7 protein-coding genes and 1 pseudogene are annotated in these 8367 nt (G+C 55.7%); 3 read left to right on the top strand and 5 right to left on the bottom strand.

What is annotated here, in order from left to right:
• Positions 1-118: pseudogene (locus ACFDSS_RS12105) on the top strand (MBL fold metallo-hydrolase); the annotation flags it as partial.
• 33 nt (positions 119-151) lie between these two features.
• Here the strand turns inward: ACFDSS_RS12105 and ispG are convergent.
• The 3 genes from ispG to hemA all read right to left on the bottom strand — a co-directional run bounded on the left by ispG (position 152) and on the right by hemA (position 3895).
• On the bottom strand, positions 152-1279 hold the full coding sequence (gene ispG / locus ACFDSS_RS12100) for a flavodoxin-dependent (E)-4-hydroxy-3-methylbut-2-enyl-diphosphate synthase (protein ID WP_375255999.1): 1128 nt from the start codon (positions 1277-1279) through the stop codon (positions 152-154).
• Positions 1280-1363: 84 nt separating this feature from the next.
• The gene (locus tag ACFDSS_RS12095; protein WP_375255998.1) at positions 1364-2557 is read right to left on the bottom strand and encodes a helix-turn-helix domain-containing protein; all 1194 of its coding nucleotides are present in this window, start codon (positions 2555-2557) and stop codon (positions 1364-1366) included.
• 114 nt (positions 2558-2671) lie between these two features.
• Positions 2672-3895, bottom strand: coding sequence for a 5-aminolevulinate synthase (gene hemA / locus ACFDSS_RS12090; RefSeq protein ID WP_375255997.1), 1224 nt, complete (start codon positions 3893-3895; stop codon positions 2672-2674).
• A 277-nt stretch (positions 3896-4172) separates the two neighbouring features.
• Here hemA and ACFDSS_RS12085 point away from each other — a divergent pair, with 277 nt between their 5' ends.
• Together ACFDSS_RS12085 and ACFDSS_RS12080 are read left to right on the top strand one after the other, a co-directional pair.
• Positions 4173-4688: a GNAT family N-acetyltransferase gene (locus tag ACFDSS_RS12085; protein WP_375255996.1), complete on the top strand. Its 516-nt coding sequence runs from the start codon at positions 4173-4175 to the stop codon at positions 4686-4688.
• A gap of 67 nt (positions 4689-4755) precedes the next feature.
• Positions 4756-6129: a M20/M25/M40 family metallo-hydrolase gene (locus ACFDSS_RS12080; RefSeq protein WP_375255995.1), complete on the top strand. Its 1374-nt coding sequence runs from the start codon at positions 4756-4758 to the stop codon at positions 6127-6129.
• A 4-nt stretch (positions 6130-6133) separates the two neighbouring features.
• Here ACFDSS_RS12080 and ACFDSS_RS12075 read toward each other — a convergent pair whose 3' ends face one another.
• Positions 6134-7192, bottom strand: coding sequence for a fatty acid desaturase family protein (locus tag ACFDSS_RS12075; RefSeq protein ID WP_375255994.1), 1059 nt, complete (start codon positions 7190-7192; stop codon positions 6134-6136).
• Between the two features lie 62 nt (positions 7193-7254).
• Positions 7255-8211 (bottom strand): ketopantoate reductase family protein, encoded by a 957-nt coding sequence (locus ACFDSS_RS12070; protein ID WP_375255993.1) that lies wholly within the window; start codon positions 8209-8211, stop codon positions 7255-7257.
• Positions 8212-8367: the final 156 nt, after the last annotated feature.

The raw sequence follows: 8367 nt of genomic DNA, 5'->3' as shown, positions 1-8367 counted from the left end.
AACCTATGTCTATCCCTACCACTACCGTGGGCGTGACGGCGGCACACAATACCCCGCAGAATTTGCGGAAATGGTCGATGGCGACGTCGCGGTCAAATTCGGAAACTGGTATGGCTGAAATCCAAGCCCGTAAGGTGGGTCTTTATCCACCTTACTCCGCGGAGGTGGCTGCACTTTCAGCTTCCAGCGCGGCGGCTTTCTTTTCGACCTGTTCGACAATGTGATCGACCATGTCGTCGTTGGATTGTTTGTGACTTTGTTTGCCCGCCAGATAGACCATCCCTGACCCGGCCCCGCCACCCGTAAAGCCGACATCTGTCATTAATGCCTCGCCCGGCCCATTGACTACGCAGCCGATAATCGAAAGCGACATGGGGGTCTTGATATGCTCCAGCCGCTTTTCCAGTTCTTCGACCGTTTTAATCACGTCAAACCCCTGCCGCGCGCAGGAAGGGCAGGATATGATGTTTACACCACGGTGGCGCAGCCCAAGTGATTTGAGAATCTCGAAACCGACTTTGACTTCCTCGACCGGGTCAGCAGAAAGGCTCACCCGGACGGTGTCGCCAATACCCATCCAGAGCAGATTGCCAAGGCCAATCGCGGATTTGATCGTACCGGAAATCAAGCCTCCGGCTTCTGTAATGCCAAGATGGATCGGCGCATCTGTCGCATCAGCCAATTGCTGATAGGCTGCCGCTGCCATGAACACGTCGGAGGCCTTGCACGAGATTTTGAATTCGTGGAAGTCGTTATCTTGCAGGATTTTGATGTGATTCAGCCCGCTTTCAACCATCGCATCGGGGCACGGCTCCCCGTATTTGTCCAGCAAATGCTTTTCCAGCGATCCGGCATTCACCCCGATCCGAATTGAGCAATTGTGATCACGCGCCGCATTGATGACCTCTTTGACGCGTTTCTCATCACCGATATTGCCAGGGTTGATGCGCAAACAGGCCGCGCCTGCCTCTGCCGCTTCAATACCACGTTTATAGTGAAAATGGATATCGGCAACGATAGGCACGCTCACTTCAGGCACGATATGCTTGAGGGCGGCACTCGATGCCTCATCAGGCACTGAAATCCGGACAATATCGGCACCAGCATCTGCCGCTGCCTGCACTTGCGCAATGGTGCCCTTGATATCGGTGGTCAGCGTGTTTGTCATCGTCTGCACGGTGATCGGTGCATCACCGCCCACTGGCACATTCCCCACCATGATCTGACGGGACTTTCGACGGTAAATATTGCGCCAAGGACGGATGTGGTTCAACGACATGAATGAGTGTGCTTTCGCGTGCAGTTCAGATGAATTGCAACTTAGGGCGCAAATCGTATCTCAGCAAGTCTGCCTAGGCGCGGCTTATTGGTCTGCCGAGACCTCGGCCACGTTGACGATTTCGGCCAAATCAGTGTCCAACGACAAATCTGCTACGCTATAGACGTCCCGGAGGCTCTGCGCGCTCAATTCAACGTTGGAAGTCACGACGCCGGTTGGCCCAACAGGCCCGTAATGCACGCCATTCACAGCAAAATACATCGCGCCACTTTCGCCGACACGCAGGCGAGCCGGGTCTTCTGTCGCAGGCACAACGAAGTTCTCGCCCGGCGCCATCACACCTTCAAAGATGATCGTGCCATCGGCAGATTGCACACGCACCCAGGCCGGACGCACAGCGACCAGTTGCAACTCTGGCACATCGGGTTCGACAACCTGAATCGCCGGCGGCAGCGGGGTATCAAGATCAGCGGCAGCCAGTACCGGTGCTTGCGAGATGGCAACGTCAGGCACCATCGTACCGATGCTACCCGGGGTCAGGGTTGAAATCGGCGCATCCCGCGCGACCAAAACCGGCACGTCCAACGCTTGTGGACGATAAAGCCGGTTGAGTGCGTCCACAGAAGGTGCTTCGAAATTGCCCGCCCCCTGATCGGATGACAAAGACTTGCTTGCGCCATTGAGCGGGTCCAGATCCGATAACACAACAGGCGCCTGCTCAACCGGGGCAAATTGGACCTTTTGCACTTCCTGCAAAACAGTCCAGCCCCCGTAGCCCAAGCCGCTGATAAGCGCGATCATTACAGCGATTGAGCCGATAGCGCGCGGCTCAAAACCCGAAAGCACCGCATCGTTGGCGGGAATAAACGGCGTCGCGGAGGATGCGAATATGTCCTTGCCAAGCGGTGCTGCGGCCGGATCATAGGATTTGCCCTGCTTTGACGATGCCTGCGAAGACATACCATGCGCAGTCGCGAACCCGCTTTCACGGCAAAATATTCCAAAGGCCTCATCAGGGTCCATACCAAGGTAGCGCGCATAGGAGCGGACGTAACCTGCGATAAAACCGGGGGTGTCAAAGGCAGAGGGATCAGCGTTTTCAATCGCAGCAATATAAGCGGCCTTGATTTTCAACTCACGCTGCACATCCAGCAGGCTCTTGCCCATTGTCGCACGTTCACCGCGCATCAAATCGCCCAGCCGCAAATCAAAGTCGTCAAAGCCTTTTGCTTCAACGTCCTCCGATGCGTCTTCGCGCTTGAAGGTCTTCCCGATCATCGACTGTCCCGTCGCTTGTGCCCCAACTCATTCAGGGACCTTCGAATCGAAAACCACCAAATGCTTCATAAAACCTTAACACGGGCGGCAAACTTATGCACAGGGCGAAAAGAACTATCCTGCCAACTCAGCGCGATTCAGCGCACAATGCGACCACAAATCGTCCAAAGCGCCCACCAATGCATCCATTTCACGCGGCCCATGCACAGGAGACGGCGTGAAGCGCAAACGCTCTGTGCCACGCGGCACGGTCGGAAAATTGATCGGCTGCACATAGATGCCGAACTCTGCCAATAGCAAATCTGACAGTTTTTTGGTGTGGATCGGATCACCAACAATCAAAGGCACGATGTGGCTGCCGTGGTCAATGATAGGCAACCCCAGCCCTTTGAGGCGCAATTTGAGTATCTTTGCCTGGGTCTGATGACGCACCCGCAGACTTTCATCTTCCTTGAGATGGGCGACGGACGCCGCAGCACCTGCGGCAACCGCTGGCGGCAACGAGGTCGTAAAAATGAATCCCGGCGCGTAAGAGCGGATGGCGTCGCACATTTTTGCACTGGCCGCGATATAGCCGCCCATCACACCGTAGGCTTTTGCCAAGGTGCCGTTGATGATATCAATGCGTTCCATCAGGCCATCACGCTCTGCCACACCGGCACCGCGGGGGCCATACATGCCAACCGCATGGACTTCGTCGATATAGGTCAGCGCGCCAAATTCATCCGCCAGATCGCAAATCGCCGCGATTGGCGCGAAATCACCATCCATCGAATAGATGGATTCGAAAGCAATCACCTTGGGCGCAGCGGGATCATCCGCAGCAAGCAATTCGCGCAAATGCGCCAGATCATTGTGGCGGAAAATCCGCTTCGCACCACCGTTGCGTCGGACGCCTTCGATCATGGAGGCATGGTTCAGCGCGTCAGAATAGATAATCAGCCCCGGAAACAGCTTCGGCAACGTACTGAGCGTCGCATCATTGGCGATATAGGCCGAGGTAAACAACAGCGCCGCTTCTTTTTGATGCAGATCGGCCAATTCAGCCTCAAGCCGCTTGTGATAAACCGTCGTGCCGGAGATATTGCGCGTTCCGCCAGAGCCCGCACCGGTCGCATCAATCGCTTCATGCATCGCGTCAAGGACCGCCGGATGCTGCCCCATGCCGAGATAATCATTCCCGCACCAAACGGTCACGGGCGCCTGGGTGCCGTCGTCTTTGCGCCATGTCGCATGTGGAAACTGGCCGCGCTTGCGTTCGATATCAATAAAGGTCCTGTAGCGACCCTCTTGGTGCAAACGGTTGATCGCATTGTCCAGTTCGACGTTGTAATCCACTGTGCCATATCCTCTGTCTCGGTCACAAAAACCATCGCTTGGCGGGGCCTTTGAATCGTTCTAACCACATATAGGGCAGCACCGCGTCCGACAAGACGTAACAAAGTGTCGCCCCCCTTGCTCTTATTGATGCGGGCAAAGCGTCATCACTTCATTGATTTGTATCAAACAAGGCAATTTCAGGGAAGAAACTACTTGGTGATCGCTGGAGTGCGTGAAATGCTTGAGCGCATAGAATGGCAGTTCATTATCCACCCTTATCTGAATTGGAAAAATTGTGATTGACGTCATCCTGGCAGGCAAAGATTTGGACCGCACGGCTCTGCAGGACATGCTTTTGGAGTTTTACGAACTGCAAATCAGTCGCGCGGGGGCTGTGGTTGCTGCTGCAATAACGCCTGAGATGGCGGTGCAAGACTTCTGGGATGACTTTGATGAATATTTCGTACCGAACGGGGCAACCACGCTCGCATACGATGAAAACTGTGAGCTGATAGGCATGGGCATGATGCGCAAAATCCGTTCCGACGCCGCCGAATTCAAACGCATGTATGTGCGACCTCAGGCGCGCGGACATGGGATTGGGCGGAAAATGATCGCCTTGCGGCTGGAAGTTGCGAAAGAATTGGGCGTGAAAATGATCCTTGTCGAAACGCTCAAAGCGAGCACAGCGATGCATGCCATTTATCGCGACCTCGGCTTCAAAGAGATTCCCCGCTATCCCGAAAGTCATGCGGCCGTTCACTTTCCAGTCGTCGCCAACGAATTGATCTATTTCCAGCGCGATCTTTGACCAGATCGCCTTGACGTTCGGTGCGCCAGCGACAACCTTGCTGGGGAACAAACTGATAGGTTGCCCAATGACCCTCGATCCCGTCCTCGCCCGTATTGATGCTGACTTGCCAGATGCAGTAGAGCGCCTCAAGCACCTTCTGCGCATCCCGTCGATTTCCACCGATCCGGCCTATAAAGACCATTGTCAGGCGGCTGCCGATTGGCTGGTTGCAGATTTGCAATCGATCGGTTTTGAGGCCACAAAACGCGAAACCCCCGGCCACCCGATGGTGATGGCGCACAATGGCGGCGACGGCACGCATGTTCTTTTTTACGGACACTACGACGTGCAACCCGTTGATCCGCTTGAGCTTTGGGACAACGACCCTTTTGATCCGCAGGTCGAAGACACACCCAAAGGAAAAGTGATCCGGGGCCGGGGCACCGCTGACGACAAAGGGCAATTGATGACCTTCGTAGAAGCCTGTCGGGCCTGGAAAGCCGTGCATGGGAGGTTGCCGGCCAATATCTCGATGTTCTTTGAGGGTGAAGAGGAATCAGGCTCCCCTTCGCTGATCCCCTTCATGAAGGAAAACAGCGCGGAGCTGAAAGCGGATATCGCGCTGATCTCTGACACCTCCCTCTATGACGACAACACCCCGTCGATCCTGACGCAGCTTCGCGGATTGCTGGGGGAGGAGCTGACGATCACAGGGCCAAGCCGCGACCTGCATTCGGGCAGCTACGGCGGAATCGCAATGAACCCGGCGCGCGTTTTGGCCAAGATCATCGCGTCGTTGCATGACAATGAGGGGCGGGTCACCGTCCCCGGCTTCTACGACGGCGTGCCTGAGCTTTCCAATGAGATGGCTGCCGCGTGGGATGATCTCAAATTCGACCACAAAGCGTTCTTGGGCGAAGTGGGCCTTTCTGAGCCGGCAGGCGAAATTGGGCGGCGCCCTTTGGAAATGATCTGGTCGCGCCCGACCTGCGAAGTAAACGGTATGTCATCGGGCTATACCGGTGACGGGTTCAAGACCGTTCTGCCAGCCATCGCAACCGCCAAAATCAGCTTCCGGCTCGTGGGCACGCAAGACCCGCACACCATTCGAGAAAACTTCAGAAAAATGGTTACCGATATGATCCCTGCGGATTGCGCGGTGTCGTGGAAAGATCATGGCGCGAGCCCGGCTTCACAAATGACAACCACTCACCCTGCTTTTGAACAAGCGCGTCAGGCTTTGTCAGATGAATGGCCAAATGCGGCGGCCTTCATTGGTGCGGGCGGATCCATTCCGATTGCGGGCTACTTCAAGGAGATCCTCGACATGGATACGATGCTGATCGGCTTTGGCAAAGACGATGACGGGCTGCATTCACCCAATGAGAAATTCGACCTGTCGTCTTTCCACAAGGGAATGCGCAGCTGGGCGCGTATCCTGAACGCGATGACATCATGAATGACTAGGCCGCGTAGGGCTTTAGCCGTTCGACCTCTGGCGCATAGGGCGTGGCCCCCTTGGGCAGTGCCGGAATAATGACCGCATTCTTGTAGCGCAGCTGTTTGACCAGCACAGGCAGTAGTCGCCGGAAGGCCGCATAGATCGAGCGCTCGGGTGCTGGGACGTCATGTTTGATAAGCCCGTGCAGCTTGGGCAGGTGGTAATAGGGCACCATGGTGAACATGTGATGCTCAAGGTGATAGTTCATGTTGAGATAGATAAAGCGGCTGACGGGGTTCATCAAAACAGTGCGTGTGTTGAGCCGGTGATCGGCGACATTCTCTGCCAGACCAAGATGTTGCAACAGGCCCGTCATGACATGATGCCACGCCCCGTAAAGTCGCGGCAGACCAATCAGCATCAGCGGGACAAGTGAGGCTGTCGCGATGCTCAGCGAAATGACAGCCGCATAAATCAGCAGCCAGATCCGCGCGACACGAAAGACGCTTTTGCGCCCTCTCTCGCCCAGATACGGCATTTCGTCAGGGTGAATACGCCCTCTCGCGTGCAAGAACATGCGTCGCAGCAAATGGACCGCATCAACAAGACCAAAGAGGTTGAGAACAATACGCAACAGATCCGGCGGCCGCATCGCGACAATCTCAGGATCGCGCCCGGTGATGATCGTGTCCGTGTGATGGCGCACATGGCTGGCCCGCCAAACGGTGGGATTGCGCATCAGCATGAAGCTGGCCAATTGATAAACCACTTCGTTCATCCAAGCGGTCTTGAATGCGGTGCGATGGCCACATTCATGCCAGCGCGCGTCTGACGCGGACCCATAAAGCACGCCATAAACCAGCCAGAACGGAGCCGACCACCACGACGGCCAAAGTGCAACGGCGATGCCCGCAAAGACAAACATCCCGCCAAGCCAAAGCACCGTATCGCGCCCCGCGATCGCGTCGGATTTCTGCATAAGCGCACGGATTTCCGCCGGGTCGACCTTGGTGCGATACCAAGACGGGCTGACAAGATCAGGTACAACTTGCGCTTGGGTCGGTCTGCGGCTTCTTGCCATGTGGAACTCTCGCTTGCGGGGCGCAGCAGATCAATACAACCATCATCTCTTGATGGGATGCGCTACAATTTTGACGTGCGCGCTGTTATCAATTGCAAGATACTTTGGTGCCGGATTGCAGGCAAGTCTACGCTGTTTGCAAGCCGGATCACGGCACCTGTGGCAAAGTCAATTTCGGTTTGACGGCCCGATTGCACGTCTTGCAGCATCGATGACCGGTGCCCCGCCCCGTTTGGGAAGATGATCTTGCTGAGGATGTCATCAACATAATGCTGACCACTCTTGGCGGGCCGATAACCATAGGCTTTGTCGAAGACGGCAAGCGTCTCGTCGGCGAGGCCGACAATCAAGGCGCGCGATTGCGGATCGGAGAGCAACTCTCCGAAAGTTTGCCCCGTGATCGCACCTGTCGGGTTCATGCAGGTGTTGAAAAGTAACTTGAACGAAATCGTATCACGAATATGCGGGTCATATTCCATCGGCACGAAACCTGTTTTGGCGATATCAATCATGCGCACGAGGGATGCCGTATCATCACCGAGCAATGGACCACAAAGGATCGGACTGGACATCGCCGTCACCTCCACCTCTGTCGGATTATGGCGCACCATCCCGATCATCATTGCGGACGAAAAGATCGGCACGTCAGGCCCCAATATATCCCGCGCGATTTCTGCCGATCCCATACCGTTTTGCAGCAACAACACAGGAGGGCATGTCGTTTGCCCCGCAAATGGGGCCAGCGCATCTGCCACGTCATACGCCTTGGTCGTCAAAACCAACATCTCGCAGGACAATACATCTGCGTCAGGATTGGCCGCATCACAAATGGAGACGGCACCCGGTGCGATCTGATGGTCACCTAGCAAACCCGTCACAGTAATTGGACTATCTTGTAGATGTTCAACCACGCCTTTTCGCACCAAGAGCGTCACCTGAGCGCCGGCTTTGACAAAATTCGCAGCAAGGCAAAGCCCGACCGAGCCTCCACCGAATATGCTCACCTTCTGGTCAGTCATGCTACCGCGATGTCCCCTGTGTCCACGTCCCGGACAGTTAATAGCAGGGTCAGTCAGGACGCAATGCATGCAGAGGTGCATGATCCTACAAGGGGTTGAAAAATGGCGCACCCGAGAGGATTCGAACCTCTGGCCTCTGCCTTCGGAGGGCAGCGC

Source organism: Yoonia sp. (genome assembly GCF_042093035.1).
In the GTDB taxonomy this organism is placed as follows: domain Bacteria; phylum Pseudomonadota; class Alphaproteobacteria; order Rhodobacterales; family Rhodobacteraceae; genus Yoonia.
This window is presented reverse-complemented; position numbering and strand designations above follow the sequence as displayed.